This window comes from Kribbella sp. NBC_01505 (assembly GCF_045040285.1).
In the GTDB taxonomy this organism is placed as follows: domain Bacteria; phylum Actinomycetota; class Actinomycetes; order Propionibacteriales; family Kribbellaceae; genus Kribbella.
This window is the reverse complement of sequence record NZ_CP109425.1, coordinates 2,887,942-2,904,669: the sequence shown is the minus strand read 5'-3', so window position 1 is coordinate 2,904,669 and position 16,728 is coordinate 2,887,942. Positions and strand designations below refer to the sequence as shown.

Sequence of the window (16,728 nt, the reverse complement as noted above, 5' to 3'; positions counted from 1 at the left end):
GACTTCAAAGTGATCGGCACGTCAATGTGAGAGGTGGACACATGCACTTGGTCCGTTACCAGTCGCCCGACGGGCGGCCGGTCGTCGGCGTACGTACCGGGGACACAGTGGCACCGGTCTCAGATATCGCCAGCATGGCCGAGCTGCTCCGGCTTCCACTCGCGGACCTGCGGACGGCCGTTACCAAGACCGGTACGGCGGTCGCCGCCGACGGCCTGACGTGGTTGCCGCCGATCGACGGCCGTGGCGAGGTCTGGTGCGCGGGCGTCACGTATGAGCGGTCGCGGGGCGCGCGGATGGAGGAGAGTACCGAGCAATCCGTCTACGACAAGGTCTACACCGCGGAGCGGCCCGAGCTGTTCCAGAAGGCGCCGGCCTGGCGCGTCGTGACAGACGGCGAACCGGTCGGGATCCGGGTCGACTCCGGGCATGACGTCCCGGAGCCGGAGCTCGCGGTCGTCGCCAACAGTCACGGCGAGATTATCGGCTACACGATCTGCAACGACATGAGTTCACGCTCGATCGAGGGCGTGAACCCGCTGTACGTCCCGCAGGCCAAGCTGTTCGCCGGTGGCTGCGCGCTCGCGACCGGGATCCGGCCTGCCTGGGAAGTGGCTGATCCCAAGGATCTGACGATCGACCTGGTGATCCGCCGCGGCGACGACGACGTCTTCACCGGTACGACGTCGACCGCGAAGCTGGTGCGCGAGCTGCCCGATCTGATCGATGCGCTCTTCGTTCCGAACGACTTCCCGGACGGCGTGATTCTGGCCACCGGGACCGGCATCGTGCCCGAATTTGCGTTCGAGCTACACGAAGGTGATGTGATCAGGATCAGCATCGACGAACTGGGTACTTTGACGAACACCGTGGCCACCGGCCGGGAGCCTTTCGCGTTCCTGGCTGTGCAGAACTCTGAGGAGAAGCGATGACCGCCGACACCACGCCTGCCGAGCTCGAGCAGGCCCTGGCCGACGCTGCTGCTGCCGCGGCTGCGCTCGGGACCGCGGAGCCCGCCGTGCGGGCCGGGTGGATCCGGGCCGCGGCGGACGCGTTGGATGCGGCCGCGGATGAGCTGGTGCCGATCGCGATGCGCGAGACGGCATTGCCCGAGGCGCGGTTGCGGGGTGAGGTCGGTCGGAGCACCGGACAGCTGCGGATGTTCGCCGACGCGCTGGTCGAGGGATCGTTGCTCGAGGTGATCATCGATACCGCCGATGCTGCGGCCAAGCCGGTGCCGCGACCGGATCTGCGCCGGGTGCTGGTGCCACTCGGCCCGGTTCTGGTGTTCGCTGCCAGCAACTTCCCGTTCGCCTTCAGCGTCTGTGGTGGTGACACCGCGTCGGCTCTGGCGGCCGGCTGCCCGGTGATCGTGAAGGCCCATCCGGGGCATCCGGAGCTCTCGGTGCGGACGGCCGCGGTGATGATCGAGGCTTTGCGCGAAGCCGGTGCGCCGGATGGTTCGCTGGGGCTGATCCAGGGCTTCGATGCCGGTGTGGCGGCGCTGAAGGATCCGCGGATCACTGCGGCTGGTTTCACCGGTTCGGTTCCGGCCGGCAAGGCGTTGCACGAGATCGCGGTCACCCGGCCGGAGCCGATTCCGTTCTACGGCGAGCTCGGCAGCCTGAACCCGGTCTTCGTCACGCAGGCCGCGATCGATGCCCGCGGCAAGGAAATCGCCAGTGGGTACGTCGGTTCGTTCACGCTCGGCGTCGGTCAGTTCTGCACCAAGCCGGGGCTCCTGTTCCTGCCGGATGGTCACGGTCTGAAAGACGAGCTGATCGCGGCGATGGGCGGTGTAGGTGGCGGCTCGATGCTGAACGGCCGGATCAAGGAGGCCTTCGATACCGGACTCGATCGGCTGCACAAGGTCGAGGGCGTCGTCGAGTGGGCGTCGGGTGGTGGTGCGACGTTGCTGCAGACGACGCTCGCCGACCTGATGGTCTCGCGTGCGGACGTGCTGGAGGAGTGCTTCGGCCCGGTCTCGATCGTGGTCGAGTACGACGGGGCCGACGAGCTGCGCGAAGCGATCGCCGCCTTCGACGGAAACCTCACCGCCACCCTGCACGCCGAGGAGTCCGACGCCTCATTGGTCACCGACCTGCTGCCGTTGCTGACGGCAAAAGCCGGGCGAGTGCTGTGGAACGGCTGGCCCACTGGGGTTGCGGTCTCGTGGGCCCAGCATCACGGCGGTCCGTTCCCATCGACGGTCGGTTCGATCCACACGAGTGTCGGAGTGACCGCGGCTCGTCGGTTCCAGCGACCGGTCGCCTACCAGGACGCGCCCGATGCGGTGCTTCCCGCCGTGCTGCGTGATGCGAACCCACTCGGGATCAGCCGCCGCATCAACGGCGCAATCAGCCGAGACGAGGTAGAGCGATGAGTGATCGCCCGCCGACCGACGATCCGCGCGACAGCGAGCTGCCGCCGGCAAGCGGCGTACCGACTCCGGAGAAGGGGACCGAAGTCCCCTCTGGTGCACCGAACGGGCTGCGGAGTTATGAGCACTGGTTCGGGGAGGAGGGGCGGAACGGGTTCATCCATCGGTCGTGGATGCGGGCCCAGGGCTTCTCCGAGGAGGTGTTCGACGGGCGGCCGGTGATCGGGATCTGCAACACCTGGTCCGAGCTGACGCCGTGCAACGCCCACCTGCGGCGGTTGGCGGAGTCGGTGAAGCGCGGGGTGTGGCAGGCCGGCGGATTCCCGCTGGAGTTCCCGGTGATGTCGCTCGGCGAGACGATGCTGCGGCCGACCGCGATGCTCTTCCGGAACCTGCTCAGCATGGACGTCGAGGAGTCGTTGCGAGGTAACCCGATCGACGGCACGGTCCTGCTGACCGGCTGTGACAAGACCACCCCGGGCTCGATCATGGGCGCGGCGAGCGTCGACCTGCCGACCCTGGTGGTGACCGGCGGACCGATGCTGAACGGCAAGTTCCGCGGCTGCGACATCGGCTCCGGTACGGCGGTGTGGCGGTTCACCCAGGATCGGAACGCCGGGCGGATGACCGAGGCGGACTATGCGGCGGCCGAGTCCGGCATGTCCCGGAGCAACGGCCACTGTATGACGATGGGCACCGCCTCCACCATGGCCTGTATGGCCGAGGCGCTCGGTCTCCAGCTGACCGGGTCCGCCGCGATTCCCGCGGTCGACTCCCGGCGGTATTCGCTCGCCCAGCAGGCGGGTCGGCGGATCGTCGAGATGGTGCATGAGGACCTGAAGCCGTCCGACATCCTGACCCGCGACGCGTTCGCCAACGCGGTCCGGGCGAACGCGGCGATCGGTGGTTCGACCAACGCCGTCATCCACCTGCTCGCGATCGCCGGCCGGGTCGGCGTCGAGCTCACGCTGGACGACATGGACGAGTGGGCCCGCGGCGTGCCGTGGCTGGCCGACCTGCAGCCGTCGGGGAAGTATCTGATGGAGGACTTCTACTACGCCGGCGGTCTTCCGGCGGTCCTGCGCGAGATCCTGCCGCTGCTCAAGGCGGACGCGATCACCGTGACCGGCCGGACGATGGGCGAGAACGTCGCTCAGGCGGAGCGGATCGACTGGGCCGGTCAGGAGGGACAGCCTGCCGTCGCGGTGATCCGCCCGGTCGGCAATCCACTCGGGAGCGGTGCAGGCACCGCCGTGCTGAAGGGCAATCTGGCGCCGGATGGTGCCGTGGTCAAGCAGTCCGCGGCGTCGGAGCGGCTGCTGCAGCATCGCGGGAAGGCGCTGGTCTTCAGCAGCATCGAGGAGTATGACCTCGCCGTCGACGATCCGGAGCTGGATGTCGACGAGGACACCGTGCTCGTGCTGCAGAACGCAGGGCCGCGCGGCTATCCGGGGATGCCGGAGGTCGGCAACATGACGATCCCGCGCAAGCTGGCCGAGATCGGTGTCGACGACATGGTGCGGATCTCGGACGCGCGGATGAGCGGCACGGCGTACGGGACGGTTGTTCTGCATGTCACGCCCGAGGCGGCGGTGGGTGGGCCGTTGGCGCTGGTTCGGACGGGCGACTGGATCGAGCTGGATGTTCCGGCCCGGCGGCTGCACCTGGATGTGTCGGACGAAGAGCTGGAGAAGCGGCGAGCGGACTGGCAGCCACCGGCGCCACCGACGGATCGCGGCTGGGCCCGGCTGTATGTCGACCACGTCACGCAGGCCAACAAGGGCTGCGACCTCGACTTCCTGGTGGGCCGCACCGGCTCCGCGGTCGCGCGGCAGAGTCACTGATGACCGCGCCGGCGCAGGATTGGGGACCGTTCGAGGCCGTCCGGGGATTGCGCCCGGACGGCGTGATTCCGCAGGTCACGCCGATCCGTCGGCTGCTTCCCGACCTTCCGGCGGTGGCACCGGCGGAGGCGACCCAGGCCGCGCTGGAGCCGCTGCGGTCCCGGATCCAGCCCGGCGCGCGGATTGCCGTGACCGCAGGCAGTCGTGGAATCCATGACTTGGTGCCGGTCGTTCGAGCGGCTGTCGACTGGCTGACGGCGGCGGGCGCTGCGCCGTTCGTCGTGCCGGCGATGGGTTCGCATGGCGGTGCGACCGCGGAGGGGCAGCGCGAGATGCTGGCCGGGCTCGGGATCACTCCGGCCAGCGTGGGTTGCCCGATCGAGGCGACGATGGAGACAGTGGTCGTCGGCAAGCTCGAGGACGGTACGCCGGTTCACCACGACGCGATCGCCGCGGCCGCCGACGGGGTGCTGGTGATCAACCGGGTCAAGCCGCACACCGACTTCCACGGTCCGATCGAGAGCGGCCTGGCGAAGATCCTCGCGATCGGCCTCGGGAATCACGCGGGTGCGGCCGCGCTGCACGCGGGCGGGATTCCTTCGCTGGGCGGCAATATCGAGGTCGCGGCACGGACGGTCGTTGCTGGCGGCAAGATCCTGGGTGGGCTGGCGATCCTGGAGAACGCGCTCGAGCGCACCGCGGCGGTGGAGTTCGTTCCGGCGGAGGGAATCGCGGGCGCGGCCGAGCACGCGTTGTTGCAGCGGGCAAGCAGTCTGCTCGGGCGGCTGCCGTTCGACGAGTTGGACGTGCTGGTCGTCGATGAGATGGGCAAGGACAAGTCCGGCTGCGGGATGGACACGAACGTCATCGGGCGCTGCTGGGTCTACGGCATCCCCGAGTTCGAGTCGCCGTCGATCGCCGCGATCAGTGTGCACTCGCTGTCGGAGGCCTCGCACGGAAACGCGTCGGGTCTGGGGATGGCCGACGTGATGCCGGCATCGATGCTGGCGCAGATCGATCTGCGCGCCAGCTACGTGAACGCGTTGACCTCGGGCGCCGGGGGAGCGCGTCGGTCCCGGCTGCCGATGGTGATGGAGGACGACGAGGCGGCGATCCTGGCCGCGATCACGATGTGCGGACGGCGCGATTGGTCCGAGCTGCGGTTGGCCCGGATCAAGGACACGCTCTCCCCGCATGAGCTGCTGGTGACGCCCGCGCTGCTGGACGAGGCCGCGGACCGGTTCGACCTGGAGATCACCGGCGCTGCCAGTGACCTGACCGTCGAGGGGGTTCTTGCGCCATGGTGAGTCTTCGCGAAGCGCATGCCTTGCTGGCCGATCGCGGCTTCCGGCCCGGTGGTCCGTCCACGGCCACGTTCCCGGACGGAGCGCCGTACAAGGTGGAGATCCCTTCGTGTGAGGGGCCGCGGGTGCTGGCGGCTGTGCTCGAAGAGGCGGCCACGCGCGGGGTGACCGTCGACCGGGTCTCGCAGGGCAGTGGCGTGATGATGCTGACCGACGGCGAGATCGAGGAGATGCTGTCGCTCGGGGCGTCCGCCGGGGTCGAGGTGTGTCTCTTCCTGGGACCGCGCGGCGCCTGGGACATCGGCGGGCAGGCGAAGGTCTCGGCCGCCGTCGGAGGCGTGGCGCGCGGCAACGCGATGGTTGCCGCGTCATTGTGCGACGCCTTCCGGGCGGTCGAGCTCGGCGTGCGCAGCCTGCTGGTCGGGGATATCGGCGTGCTGGAGCTGCTGGGACAGCTGAAGGTCGACGGATCGTTGCCTGCTGACCTCGTGCTGAAGACCTCGGTGCTGATGCCGCTGCCGAACGCACCGACCGCACGGTTGTACGAGCGGCTGGGTGCGACGAGTCTGAACGTGTCGACGGATCTTCCGGTGCCGATCCTGGCGGAGATCCGATCGGTCACCTCCGTGCCGATCGACATGTACATCGAGGTGCCGGACGACCAGGGCGGGCACGTGCGGTTCTACGACGTACCGGAGATCGTGAAGGTGGCCGCGCCGGTGTATCTGAAGATGGGTCTGCGGAACGCCCCGAACATCTATCCGGTCGGGGCACACCTGGCCGCGACTGCCGAGGCGTTGGGGCGTGAGCGGGTCCGCCGAGCCGAATTGATCCTGCGACTGCTGGCCGAACAGGATGAGACCTTATGAGTGACTTGCTGGTGGCCCGCCTCCGCTCGGTGCTGGGGGACAACGCGGTGGTCGTCGACGCCGACGTATTGGAGTCGCATCGCAACGACGAAGCGACCTTCTGCACGGCCGGCGTGCCGCTGGCGCTGGTGCGGCCCTCAACCACGGCTGAGGTGTCGGAGGTGCTGAAGGCCGCGTCGGAGTTCGGCGTACCGGTTGTCACGCAGGGAGCGCGGACCGGCCTGTCGGGCGCCGCGAATGCGGTCGACGGATGCTTGCTGCTGTCGACCGCGCGGATGAACCGGATCCTGGAGATCTCCACCGAGGACCAGGTCGCGGTGGTGCAACCGGGCGTGGTGAACGCCGAGCTGTCGCGCGCTGTTCTCGAGCAGGGGTTGTTCTACCCGCCGGATCCTTCGTCGTGGGAGATGTCCACGCTGGGTGGCAACATCGCGACCAACGCCGGTGGGCTGTGCTGCGTGAAGTACGGCGTGACCTCGGACTTCGTGCTCGGGCTCGAGGTCGTGCTGGCATCGGGTGAGGTGCTCCGGACCGGCCGGCGGTCGGCGAAGGGCGTCGCCGGGTACGACGTGACGCGGCTGATCGTGGGTTCCGAGGGAACGCTGGGCGTGGTCACCGAGGCCACGCTTGCGCTGCGGCCCGAGCCTGAGGCCGCGCTGACAGCGGCGGCCACGTTCCTGTCCATCGAGGACGGGATCGCCGCGGCTGCCGCGGTGATGGCAGCTGGGCTGCGGCCGTCGCTGCTGGAGTTCATCGACGGGCCGACTGCGCGGGCGATTCAGGACTATCGGGACATGGGACTGCCCGCGGATGTCGGGTCGCTGCTGATCGCACAGTCCGACCGGGGCGCGCGGGCCGCCGACGACGTGGCGCGGATCGCCGCGATCTGCACGGCCCACGGTGCGGTCGAGGTCGCCGAGGCGTCGGATGCCGAGGAGTCCCGGATGCTGCTCGAGGCCCGCCGATTGGTGCACGCTGCCCTGGAGCCGCTCGGCACCTCGCTGGTCGATGACGTCGCGGTGCCGCGGTCGAAGCTGGTCGCGCTGCTCCGGGGGATCGCCGAGATCAGCACGAAGTACGACATACCGATCTACTGCGCCGGGCATGTGGGTGACGGCAACATGCATCCGAATGTCATCTTCGAGCCCGGCAACACCGCGGCCGAGGCGCGGGCGCTGGAGGCGTTCGGGGCCGTGATGGAGCTCGGGCTGGCGCTCGGCGGGACGATCACCGGCGAGCACGGGATCGGGACGTTGAAGGCGAAGTGGCTCGAGGACGAGCTCGGTCCGGTCGGCCTCGAGCTGCACCGGCGCGTCAAGCACGCCTTCGATCCGGCCGGTTTGCTCAACCCTGGCAAGGTGTTGCGTTGATCGACCCTTCATTGGTGCGGCCGTCGGCACGGCAGCTCGCATGGCAACGGCAGGAGCTGACAGCCTTCGTGCACTTCGGCGTGAACACGTTCACGGATCTGGAGTGGGGGACGGGGCTCGACGATCCGGCTGTGTACGACCCGCAGGAGCTCTCGTGTGATCAATGGGTGCGAGTGCTGGTGGACGCCGGGTTCAAGAGCGTGATCTTGACGGCGAAACACCACGACGGCTTCTGCCTGTGGCCGAGCCGCTATGTAACGCACAATGTCGCCGCAAGCCCGTCCGGGCGCGACGTGATGGCGGAGCTGTCCGCCGCTTGTGCTGAGCATGGGTTGGGGCTGGGCTTCTACCTGTCACCGGCGGATCTCCATCAGGAGAAGGCACCCGGTGGGTACTACGGCAACGGCAGCCCGGTGGTTGTCTCCGACATCCCTTCACTGGGTTCGTCGCGGTTCGTCTACGAGGTGGACGACTACAACCGGTTCTATCTCAACCAGCTGTACGAGCTGCTGACGCAGTACGGGCCGATCGCCGAGGTCTGGCTGGACGGCGCCAACCCGACCAGTACGGCGCAGGAGTATGCCTTCGACGCGTGGTTCGACCTGATCCGGAAGTTGGCGCCCGAGGCAACGATCGCGGTCGGCGGACCGGATGTCCGGTGGGTCGGCAACGAGGACGGGCTCGCCCGCGAGACCGAGTGGAGCGTCGTACCGTTCGCTTCCGGTCGGATGGTGGCGGCAGAGTCCGCTCCTGAGGTGGCCGGACCTTCGGAGCTCACTGCCGCTGACGAGCTGCGCTGGTATCCGGCCGAGGTCGACGTCTCGATCCGGCCCGGCTGGTTCTACCACTCGTCCGAGGACAGCGCAGTGAAGTCGCTGGCCGAGCTGTTGGACATCTACCGCAAGTCGGTCGGCCGGAACGCCGTGCTGCTGCTGAACATTCCGCCGGATCGGCGCGGCCTGTTCGCCGAGCCCGACGTACAGGCGTTGTCTGCCTTTGGTGCAGCGATTCGCTCGTACTACGACACTGCTGTCGACCTGCCCGGATCGTTCAATGTGCTGAGCCTGCGCGAAGACATCGCGGCCGGCCAACAGGTCGAATCTTTCGCTGTCGATGCCTCGATCGATGGCGCCTGGACCGAGATAGCGGTCGGCACCACCATCGGCTACCGCCGCCTGATCCCCCTGGACCATTCGGTGACCGCTGACGCCGTACGGGTCCGTGTCCTGGCCAAGCGCGGTGCGGCGGACGTCGCCGTCACCGTTCACCACGACCCGCACCTCGGCTGACCTCGCGGCAGCTTCCGGCCGCGGCTCCGGCGAGGTGCCGTTGCTGGGGTTGACTGCCGGCATGGACGTCTACAACCGGCGCCTGCAGGATGTCGGCCAGTTGGCCGAGGCGTTCCTGGAGGCCCCAGCGCCTGATCTGCGTGACTTGGCCGACCTGACGGTGATGGCCGCCTCGTTTGACTATCAGGTCAAGAATGGTGGCTTCGCGCAACTGTTCTTCAACGGCGGCTACGACCTGCTCGAGCCCTACGAGGTCATGCTGCACACCGTCGACGCCGAGCGAACCGCAGCCTTCTACGTCCGGGCCATCACGCTGTGCGCCGACCACGCCGACGACTTCCACCTCGTGATGGCGACCTTCACCCACCCCTGCCAACTCAACATCGACCTGCTGATGCTCAGCATGGAGTACCTCCGGGAGAATCACTTCGACACCGAGGTCGCCAGGTTCCTCGAGTACGCCGAGGCGACCTTCGCGAACGTCCCCCTGCCTGGAGTCGAACCAGGGACCGAGCCTTCGGAGAGCCCGACGTGAATCCGTCACCAAAGGGTCAGGCGCCGCCATCCACCTGAATGGCGGCGCCTTCGCTTACTCCTCCACCGAAACGACCCGCATCCAGTCGGAGCATTCGCCCTCACACCAGACGTGGTCACCGCGGTGCGCCAACCGGTCCCGCTGCACGTGCCCACACGACAGCAGCACCCGTCGCAACGCATGCCCCTGACTGACCGGAGAACCGGTCCGCCCACCAGGCACTCGCTTCCTGTTCCTGAGTCCCGCCATAGCCGGTCCTCCTTTCATCTCATCAGTTGCCCCAGGCCCTTTCGCCCGGAGTTGGTGCAGCAGACAGGATTCGAACCTGCTCAGCCCGAAGGCAACGGGGTTACAACCCGCCCCACCTCGCCATCGGTGGCGCTCCTGCTCGTTGTCTTGCTTGGTGCGGTGGCGCAGACGGGACTCGAACCCGCACACTCCGCGGTGAAAGCGCGGCGACTCTTCCGTTTCGTCCACTGCGCCCTGCGTACCCCGTACCGGATTCGAACCGGTGATCCCCCGGCCGAGAACCGGATGTCCTGACCACTAGACCAACGGGGCCTGCCGACCTGCGCGCTCCGTACCGGATTCGAACCGGTGATCCCCCGGCTGACAACCGGGTGCCCTAACCGCTAGGCCAACGAAGCTCGTGCTGCGCGGTGAGAGTGAGATTCGAACTCACGGGCCGGCCGAAGCCGACCGACGGTTTAGCAAACCGCTGCCCTTACCTACAGGCGGATCTCACCTTGCGCGGGGCTGCCGTGTCCCCTGAACACGGCAGTCCCGTCAGCCCTTGACGCAGATGACCTGCTTGAGGTGGGCGACGACCTCGACCAGGTCGGACTGAGCGGCGATGACCGACTCGATGTCCTTGTACGCCGCCGGCAGCTCGTCGAGCACCCCGGCGTCCTTGCGGGATTCGACGCCGGCCGTCTGGGCGATCAGGTCGTCGACCGTGAACCGGCGCTTCGCCTCGTTGCGGCTCATCCGCCGGCCCGCCCCGTGTGAGGCCGAGTAGAACGAACGCTCCGAGCCGAGACCGCGAACGACGTACGAGCCTGTCCCCATCGAGCCCGGGATCAGTCCGAGGTCGCCGACGCCGGCCCGGATCGCACCCTTGCGGGTGACGAGCAGGTCGAGGCCGTCGAAGTGCTCCTCGGCCACATAGTTGTGGTGGCACGAGATCGGCTTGTCGAACTGGATCTCCTGCGGGAACGATTCCCGCACCGCCCGCATCACGAGCGCCAGCATCGTCGCCCGGTTCTGCGACGCGTACTTCTGCGCCCACGTCAGGTCCCGCCGGTACGCCGTCATCTGCGGCGTACCGGACAGGAACACGGCCAGGTTGCGATCCGGGAGGTCCGCGTTGTGCGGCAGTTCCCGGGCGATCGACATGTGCCGCTCCGCCAGTTCCTTGCCGATGTTGCGGCTCCCGGAGTGCAGCATCAGCCACACGCGGTCGTCGTCGTCGAGGCACACCTCGATGAAGTGGTTACCCCCACCGAGCGAGCCCATCTGCTTCTGGGCCTTGCTCTCACGCTGCTGCACGCCCTTGTGCAGCTCGTTGAACGACCCCCACAGCCAGTCCCACGCCCGCGGGTTCAGCCCGAGCCGCCGGATGCTGACCGGCTCGTCGTGCGCCCGGAAGCCGACCGGTACGGCGGCCTCGATCCGGGACCGGATCCCGGACAGGTCGTCCGGCAGGTCCGCTGCCGTCAGTGACGTCAGCACACCCTCCATCCCGCACCCGATGTCGACGCCGACCGCAGCCGGCGACACGGCCTGGTACATCGCGATCACGGACCCCACCGTGGCGCCCTTACCGAGGTGCACATCCGGCATCACCCGAACACCGTGCACCCACGGCAGCGCAGCGATGTTCCGCAGCTGCTGCAGTGCCTGCGCACCCACCTCGTACTCGTGAGCCCACATGAGCGTGGAGCTCTTGGCCCCGCTCAGCTCCACCGGAAACTCCACGTTCATCTCCTCACCCTTCTCGTGTGTGTACATGCAGCGGAAGCAGGTCTCGAACCTGCACGCCCTCTCAAGGGCTGACCGTTTTCGAAACGGTTGCCGATAGGCCGAAACTCGGCTTATTCCGCCGGACTGACGCCGTACCGGATGACGTCAGGACGCTGCCAGGGCAGGGCTCGAACCTGCGGGGCCTCGGGTCAGAACCGAGGATGGGTCACCGTCGCCCACCTGGCATCGCGCTCCAACGCGACACCGGTGGGGTGTCACGTCAGAGCGATAACTCAGCTCGCGAGGGGATCCACGGCTGCCACAACAGCGGCATACCGGCTTCCTCGGGCGTGCGTGAGCCCTTCTTCTCGTTGCACGATGCGTGCGCGGCCACAGCGTTCAGCCACTCACCACGTCCACCACGGGACCGCGGTACGACGTGGTCCATCGTGGTCGCGCCCTTCAGGCCGCAGTACGCGCACGTGTGCTTGTCACGCCGCAGTACGCCGGCCCGCGTGTACTGGAGGCGGCCGGACGCGTAGCGCCACTTGGTGACGACATACCGGACCAGTCGCAGCACTCGGGGGAGGGGGAACGGTCCGATGCTGGCGCCGTCATGTGCTTCCTCGACGACGGCCACTTCGCGCACGAGCATCCTGATGGCGTGCTGGATCGACACGACCTGCAGTTGCTCGTACGACGCGTTGAGAACGATCACACCGCTCATGTGCTTCCTCCTCCCTTCCAGTGTGCCCGACCACGCCACGCGAGGTCGGGTGTTTCGGTGTCGGTGCGGCCCCAGGGAGTCGAACCCTGAACCTCCTGGTCCTAAGCCAGGTGCCTCTGCCAGTTGGGCCAGAGCCGCAAGTACTACGGTGAGTGGTGGCACTACGCACAGAGGGTGTCCGGCGGGGCTCGAACCCGCTTCCTCCGGGGTCACGTCCCGGTGCCTCGACCGCTTCGGCCTCGGACACAGCACGCTCGGCAGGACTCGAACCTGCAACCTCCTGCTTCGTAGGCAGGCGCTCTCTCCACTTGAGCCACGAGCGTTCATGCACCCTGCGCGGGATGTGCAGCGGATTTCCCGCGCAGGGCACTGCTGGGGCGCCCGCTCGGCCGGTAGCAAGCATCCTGCGGGCGCCTGGTCCAGCTGGAGGGACTCGAACCCCCGTCTCCCTCATCCCAAATGAGGTGGCCTGGCCACTGGCCCACAGCTGGATAAACGATGTAATTGTCAATTGTGCGAATGGGCATCCGTAAATGCCCGAAGAATGCATCGGTGGAGGGAATCGAACCCTCTTGACGCGGGTTTGGAATCCGGTCCGCAGCCATTGCGCACCGACGATGGTCCGTGTGTGGACAAAACAAAAGAGCCGCCTGCTCCGGTTGCCCGGCCCAGACGGCTCCTGAGGTGTCTCCCTCGCGGGATCACCCAGGCGGACCGCCTGAACGCAGGCTCAGTTCACTGCCGAGCTGGTGATAGAACGTATCGATACGCACAGTTCGCAGGCACGACGGCAAAGCCATGGGGCAACGCCGCCATGCTTTCCGCTCGTTCTGCGTCCTGGTCACGATTCGTCTCCTAGTCAGTAGTCCTTGCGGGGAATAGTCTCACCCAAAGCCATCCCCCGAGTCAACGCATTTCCCCCACCTTTTCTTCCCCGCCCCCATTCACCCCCGGGAAGTCCCCTTCTTTGTGGAGTCCTGAGGCCGCTCCGTGGCAGTAGCAATCCACAAAGACCCCCTCGACCCGCCACGTCCCAGCTCCACCGTGCCGCACCCCACACCCCCGCCCCCGGTATCCGATTCGAACTACCCCCCACCCTCCCGCTACACTCTTCCCTCGGTACCACCCGCCGCCTTAGCTCAGTCGGCAGAGCGTCTCACTCGTAATGAGAAGGTCGTCGGTTCGATTCCGACAGGCGGCTCCACGAAAGGCCCTCTGACCAGGCAAAACGCCTGAGTCAGAGGGCCTTCCACTCGCCCCGGATCTGCCAGGTACGGGAAGAAGTACGGAAAGTCTGGCGGGGTTCCGCAGGTGTCCGTAGTGGTGTAGGCCGCGCTGGTGTGCGGCGGGGTTCGCCCCACATGCGCGTGTACGAGCGCGTCTCGGACTGTGTGTATGCCCTCGGGGAGAGCCTTGAAGCTGTCGGGCCGTGCAGGGGCTGGTCGTGGTCTCGTTCTGGCGTCAACGAGGGCTCTGCCTGGTATCCCTGTTGCCCCAAGTGGGGTCGTGGGCTCCGAATGACCCGGTAGCGGTCGCGCAAGAGGCGATAGAGCGCCGCCGATGAAGACCCAAGACGGTCCTGGTCGTGGCTTGGTCCTTCGGCACTCGCAGAAGGGTCTTGCTCTGGGCCTGACCGAGGCCCTGTAAAGCCGCGCAGCGGCCCGAGATCTGCCCGTTGACTCCGTAGGGCAGCGAGTTGCTGAGGTGCTCCTCGCTCGAAGAGTGCTCGTATCGTCTACGGGCGGAGTGGAGCGCGGTACTCGATCGGTACCTCGGTAGCGCCCTCCGAGCTTCCGGCTAGCCCGTAGTCAGTCTCTGCTGGTCCCACAGGTTGTTCCTCCCAAACGAACTCGCCTATGTCGCCGAGGGGAGCTCCGGCTGCCAGGTGCCCTCGCGCGTGACTCGGCCGCTCAGTGTCGGATCAGCTTGTGGAGCTCGCTGGGGTCGGAGGTGCTGAGGTAGCGGAAGCTTTGCGGGGGACGGAACGAGGCTGATGCCCGCAATGTGCCGAGGCTCAGGGGGTGGGCGAGCTCTTTGACGTCGTCTAGTCGCAAGAGGTGGGCCTGCTCGACGCCGGTGAGGTATTCCATGAACTCTGCCCAGGTCAGGCCGAGAGTGTTGCGATAGCGGCGCCATGCGGTGTGGGGACGCAGCGAGACGACATCGGTCAAGGTTGCGGTGCCTACGACACCCATGGTCGGCGAGCTCTCGTAGAGGATTACGGTGGTCCCTGGGAGAGCCTTGATCGGACGTCGCCGCAGTTCGACGGTTTTAGAACCGTCAAGGATTGCCTGCGCGAACCGAGGGCGCAAGGACAGGACCAGCGCTCTGTCGGTCATGTGGAGAACCCTTCGCGGTAGATCGTAGCGAAGAGGTCGGCAGGTATCAGGCGAGGACTCTGCGGAGGCGCGCCTGATTGGTCTAGTTCCTTGGCGATCTGGCGAAACTGGCGCAGTAGAATCTGTCTCGGGAAGATCTCCGTGCTGGTGAAGCGCAGAGCTTGTGCGAGGTCGTTGCGTGCTGCCTGCATCACATCTTCGAGTCGCCACACGCCGAGGTGCCGGAATCGGTTGTGCAGGTCCTCGGCGGGGCCGACATGAACGGCATCGAGATGGGAGCAGGCGATGATAGCCGCCTGCTGAGCGACCGATGATCCGGTGGCGCTCATGTACCAAAGGATTCTTGCCGGTGCCTGCAGACGTTGCGTACCCGGGCTGCGGTAGTAAACGTGCTCGCGATTCAGGCCGAGTGTGTCGTCGCGCTCCAGCAGTGCGGATGGCACATCGAGCAGCTCGGTTGAGAACGTCTGACGAATCGGGATCAGGTACGTCGGTAGTGCGGAGTCGACGAGTTTCGCGGGCCACCAGTTCTGCTCGAGTTCGGCGGCCGGGATTGCAAGCATCCCTGATCGTATCCAGGACGGTGGGGCCAGTCCGACTGCACGCGCCGCTTCGATCGCTTGGAGACCGATGACACTGGCGTCGCCGACTGCGTCGAGGACGAAGGTGATCAGGCTCCCATTGTGCTCGCGGAACCCGTCGTTGATCGCAGCAGACCGGGCCGCCGATTGAAGGCGAGTGCAGTCGATGGCAACGACTCGTATGCCGCGGTCGCGCGCAGTCCGGCGAAGGTCGAAGAGCAGATGGCGGATCAGGGTGTCGCCGATGTAGGCGTTGGTGACGCGGAGCGTCGTGACATTCAGAACAGGTCCTTGCTCTTGTAAGCCGTAGTAGGCGGACAGCTCTCCGTTGGGTCCGAAGACGCCGATCCGATCGCCGCCATCGAGGGCGACCTTGCGGGCGGCGGTGAGGATCGATCTTGGCCGCTCACCACCCGACACGTTTGCGAGCGATTCAACGAGATGATCTTCGCCCGTGCCGAGCAGCCGTTGGGTGTACCGGGTGTGGCCCAGATCGGCCGGCCGGTAGGCCTCTGCTCTGGCGAGTTCGTCGATCCGAACGAGGACATCGGTCGGGTGAAGGACCGACATGCCGCGACGACCGGCTTCGGGGCCAAGAGCCCGTGTGAGCTCGGCGTCGAGGGTGACGAAGACGTTGAGTCCACCTGCAATCGCCGCCGCAACATGCTGGAGATCGAACTCGTCCTGCGGATGGCGTGGATAGCCGGGGATCTCCGTGGCAGCCGCGGTCAGTAGTAGTCCATGAACGAGCGAGTACCGCGCCGGATCGCGTGGGGCCGCGATCAGGGGCTGGATCTTTGCCAGGCACTGCTGCCGGAGTGCGCCCCGGATGGTCTCAATCTCCGCATCGAGACCATGAGTCCTGAACAGCTGCAGCCGGTCCGACAGTTGTTCCTCCAGTAGAGCGGCGGACTCAATGTGACCTGGGCGGCCCGGCTCAAGCCAGTTGCGCAGGATGTTCATATCGATCGCGGCCTTGACCAGCACCGAGTTGGTGTCTACGGCGTACAGGTCGAGGTGACCATGATCGAGCCACCAGTCGGTCAGCGGCTGGGCGTCTCGTCCACGACCCGGGCGCTCGCCCAGTTGCCTGAAACCCAAATTGATCCACATCTGCGCGAGCCCGTAGTCCCGGCGGCAGCGGACCCGGATCCCGAGATAGTCCGCGTACCGCTCGGAGACCGCTTGGACCAAGAGCCGCGCAACGCCCTGATGCTGAGCGGTCTGCGCCACGCACAAGTGCGCCAGCCGGATCCGTCGCCTGGCCAACCCGAACAATGAGTAGCCGACGACGTCGCCATCGGCGAGTGCGACGAGGAGCGTCCCGGCATCGGCTGCGTCGTGATAGGCCGCAAACGGCAGGTGCCCGAGGGTTGCCCTGGCTGTGTTGCCCAACTCAATGGCCGCGTTAATGAGCTCGTCGTCCTGGGGACGTACGGCGACGATCTCAGCGTTCGGCGTCAAGCGTGAGCCAGCACCCGACATACCCCGAGGCTACGGTCGGTGACGAAATCCTGCTCCGCCGCGC

The 16,728-nt window shown here is 66.9% G+C and carries 12 protein-coding genes and 12 tRNA genes; 9 read left to right on the top strand and 15 right to left on the bottom strand.

The window, feature by feature from the left end; translation table 11 throughout:
- Nucleotides 1-41 precede the first annotated feature (41 nt).
- The 8 genes from OG474_RS13635 to OG474_RS13600 all read left to right on the top strand — a co-directional run bounded on the left by OG474_RS13635 (nucleotide 42) and on the right by OG474_RS13600 (nucleotide 9,591).
- A complete protein-coding gene (locus OG474_RS13635) occupies nucleotides 42-932 on the top strand; it encodes a fumarylacetoacetate hydrolase family protein (RefSeq protein ID WP_405062629.1) in 891 nt (296 codons plus the stop codon).
- Nucleotides 929-2,383: an aldehyde dehydrogenase (NADP(+)) gene (locus OG474_RS13630; RefSeq protein WP_405062628.1), complete on the top strand. Its 1,455-nt coding sequence runs from the start codon at nucleotides 929-931 to the stop codon at nucleotides 2,381-2,383. Before OG474_RS13635 ends, OG474_RS13630 begins: the two co-directional genes overlap by 4 nt.
- The gene (locus OG474_RS13625; protein ID WP_405062627.1) at nucleotides 2,380-4,224 is read left to right on the top strand and encodes an IlvD/Edd family dehydratase; all 1,845 of its coding nucleotides are present in this window, start codon (nucleotides 2,380-2,382) and stop codon (nucleotides 4,222-4,224) included. Before OG474_RS13630 ends, OG474_RS13625 begins: the two co-directional genes overlap by 4 nt.
- Nucleotides 4,224-5,531 carry a DUF2088 domain-containing protein gene (locus tag OG474_RS13620; protein ID WP_405062626.1) on the top strand — a complete coding sequence of 436 codons (1,308 nt, stop codon included), beginning with the start codon at nucleotides 4,224-4,226 and terminating at the stop codon, nucleotides 5,529-5,531. The genes OG474_RS13625 and OG474_RS13620 overlap by 1 nt, the downstream gene beginning before the upstream one ends.
- Nucleotides 5,525-6,397 (top strand): U32 family peptidase, encoded by an 873-nt coding sequence (locus tag OG474_RS13615; RefSeq protein WP_405062625.1) that lies wholly within the window; start codon nucleotides 5,525-5,527, stop codon nucleotides 6,395-6,397. Before OG474_RS13620 ends, OG474_RS13615 begins: the two co-directional genes overlap by 7 nt.
- Entirely contained in the window at nucleotides 6,394-7,767 is a 1,374-nt protein-coding gene (locus OG474_RS13610) for an FAD-binding oxidoreductase (protein WP_405062624.1), read from the top strand. The genes OG474_RS13615 and OG474_RS13610 overlap by 4 nt, the downstream gene beginning before the upstream one ends.
- Nucleotides 7,764-9,056: an alpha-L-fucosidase gene (locus OG474_RS13605; protein WP_405062623.1), complete on the top strand. Its 1,293-nt coding sequence runs from the start codon at nucleotides 7,764-7,766 to the stop codon at nucleotides 9,054-9,056. The genes OG474_RS13610 and OG474_RS13605 overlap by 4 nt, the downstream gene beginning before the upstream one ends.
- A gap of 61 nt (nucleotides 9,057-9,117) precedes the next feature.
- Complete coding sequence (locus OG474_RS13600) at nucleotides 9,118-9,591, top strand: DUF4375 domain-containing protein (protein WP_405062622.1); 474 nt, start codon at nucleotides 9,118-9,120, stop codon at nucleotides 9,589-9,591.
- A 301-nt stretch (nucleotides 9,592-9,892) separates the two neighbouring features.
- Here OG474_RS13600 and OG474_RS13595 read toward each other — a convergent pair.
- The 13 genes from OG474_RS13595 to OG474_RS13535 all read right to left on the bottom strand — a co-directional run bounded on the left by OG474_RS13595 (nucleotide 9,893) and on the right by OG474_RS13535 (nucleotide 12,897).
- A tRNA-Tyr gene (locus OG474_RS13595) sits at nucleotides 9,893-9,979 on the bottom strand.
- 21 nt (nucleotides 9,980-10,000) lie between these two features.
- Nucleotides 10,001-10,074 (bottom strand) — tRNA-Glu (locus OG474_RS13590).
- A 5-nt stretch (nucleotides 10,075-10,079) separates the two neighbouring features.
- A tRNA-Glu gene (locus OG474_RS13585) sits at nucleotides 10,080-10,152 on the bottom strand.
- A gap of 13 nt (nucleotides 10,153-10,165) precedes the next feature.
- Nucleotides 10,166-10,238 (bottom strand) — tRNA-Asp (locus OG474_RS13580).
- A gap of 10 nt (nucleotides 10,239-10,248) precedes the next feature.
- Nucleotides 10,249-10,337, bottom strand: a tRNA-Ser gene (locus tag OG474_RS13575).
- A gap of 40 nt (nucleotides 10,338-10,377) precedes the next feature.
- Nucleotides 10,378-11,574, bottom strand: coding sequence for an RtcB family protein (locus OG474_RS13570; RefSeq protein ID WP_405062621.1), 1,197 nt, complete (start codon nucleotides 11,572-11,574; stop codon nucleotides 10,378-10,380).
- A gap of 28 nt (nucleotides 11,575-11,602) precedes the next feature.
- Nucleotides 11,603-11,694: transfer RNA gene (locus tag OG474_RS13565), tRNA-Ser, on the bottom strand.
- Between the two features lie 139 nt (nucleotides 11,695-11,833).
- Nucleotides 11,834-12,280, bottom strand: coding sequence for an HNH endonuclease (locus OG474_RS13560; protein ID WP_405062620.1), 447 nt, complete (start codon nucleotides 12,278-12,280; stop codon nucleotides 11,834-11,836).
- Nucleotides 12,281-12,344: 64 nt separating this feature from the next.
- Nucleotides 12,345-12,418, bottom strand: a tRNA-Leu gene (locus OG474_RS13555).
- Between the two features lie 35 nt (nucleotides 12,419-12,453).
- Nucleotides 12,454-12,527: transfer RNA gene (locus OG474_RS13550), tRNA-His, on the bottom strand.
- Between the two features lie 2 nt (nucleotides 12,528-12,529).
- A tRNA-Arg gene (locus OG474_RS13545) sits at nucleotides 12,530-12,603 on the bottom strand.
- A 92-nt stretch (nucleotides 12,604-12,695) separates the two neighbouring features.
- Nucleotides 12,696-12,771 (bottom strand) — tRNA-Pro (locus tag OG474_RS13540).
- A gap of 54 nt (nucleotides 12,772-12,825) precedes the next feature.
- Nucleotides 12,826-12,897 (bottom strand) — tRNA-Trp (locus OG474_RS13535).
- Between the two features lie 511 nt (nucleotides 12,898-13,408).
- On the opposite strand from OG474_RS13535, the gene OG474_RS13530 reads away from it, so the two are divergent.
- A tRNA-Thr gene (locus OG474_RS13530) sits at nucleotides 13,409-13,484 on the top strand.
- 706 nt (nucleotides 13,485-14,190) lie between these two features.
- Here OG474_RS13530 and OG474_RS13525 read toward each other — a convergent pair.
- Both OG474_RS13525 and OG474_RS13520 read right to left on the bottom strand, forming a co-directional pair.
- Entirely contained in the window at nucleotides 14,191-14,619 is a 429-nt protein-coding gene (locus OG474_RS13525) for an ASCH domain-containing protein (RefSeq protein WP_405062619.1), read from the bottom strand.
- Complete coding sequence (locus OG474_RS13520; protein WP_405062618.1) at nucleotides 14,616-16,685, bottom strand: GNAT family N-acetyltransferase; 2,070 nt, start codon at nucleotides 16,683-16,685, stop codon at nucleotides 14,616-14,618. The genes OG474_RS13525 and OG474_RS13520 overlap by 4 nt, the downstream gene beginning before the upstream one ends.
- Nucleotides 16,686-16,728 lie beyond the last annotated feature (43 nt).

Excerpts from the sequence above, each read along its gene's own strand:
- OG474_RS13520 (WP_405062618.1), bottom strand. The coding sequence starts at position 16,685 with ATGTCGGGTGCTGGCTCACGCTTGACGCCGAACGCTGAGATCGTCGCC.
- OG474_RS13625 (WP_405062627.1), top strand. The coding sequence starts at position 2,380 with ATGAGTGATCGCCCGCCGACCGACGATCCGCGCGACAGCGAGCTGCCG.
- OG474_RS13620 (WP_405062626.1), top strand. The coding sequence starts at position 4,224 with ATGACCGCGCCGGCGCAGGATTGGGGACCGTTCGAGGCCGTCCGGGGA.
- OG474_RS13600 (WP_405062622.1), top strand. The coding sequence starts at position 9,118 with ATGGACGTCTACAACCGGCGCCTGCAGGATGTCGGCCAGTTGGCCGAG.
- OG474_RS13525 (WP_405062619.1), bottom strand. The coding sequence starts at position 14,619 with ATGACCGACAGAGCGCTGGTCCTGTCCTTGCGCCCTCGGTTCGCGCAG.
- OG474_RS13615 (WP_405062625.1), top strand. The coding sequence starts at position 5,525 with ATGGTGAGTCTTCGCGAAGCGCATGCCTTGCTGGCCGATCGCGGCTTC.
- OG474_RS13635 (WP_405062629.1), top strand. The coding sequence starts at position 42 with ATGCACTTGGTCCGTTACCAGTCGCCCGACGGGCGGCCGGTCGTCGGC.
- OG474_RS13560 (WP_405062620.1), bottom strand. The coding sequence starts at position 12,280 with ATGAGCGGTGTGATCGTTCTCAACGCGTCGTACGAGCAACTGCAGGTC.
- OG474_RS13630 (WP_405062628.1), top strand. The coding sequence starts at position 929 with ATGACCGCCGACACCACGCCTGCCGAGCTCGAGCAGGCCCTGGCCGAC.
- OG474_RS13570 (WP_405062621.1), bottom strand. The coding sequence starts at position 11,574 with ATGAACGTGGAGTTTCCGGTGGAGCTGAGCGGGGCCAAGAGCTCCACG.
- OG474_RS13610 (WP_405062624.1), top strand. The coding sequence starts at position 6,394 with ATGAGTGACTTGCTGGTGGCCCGCCTCCGCTCGGTGCTGGGGGACAAC.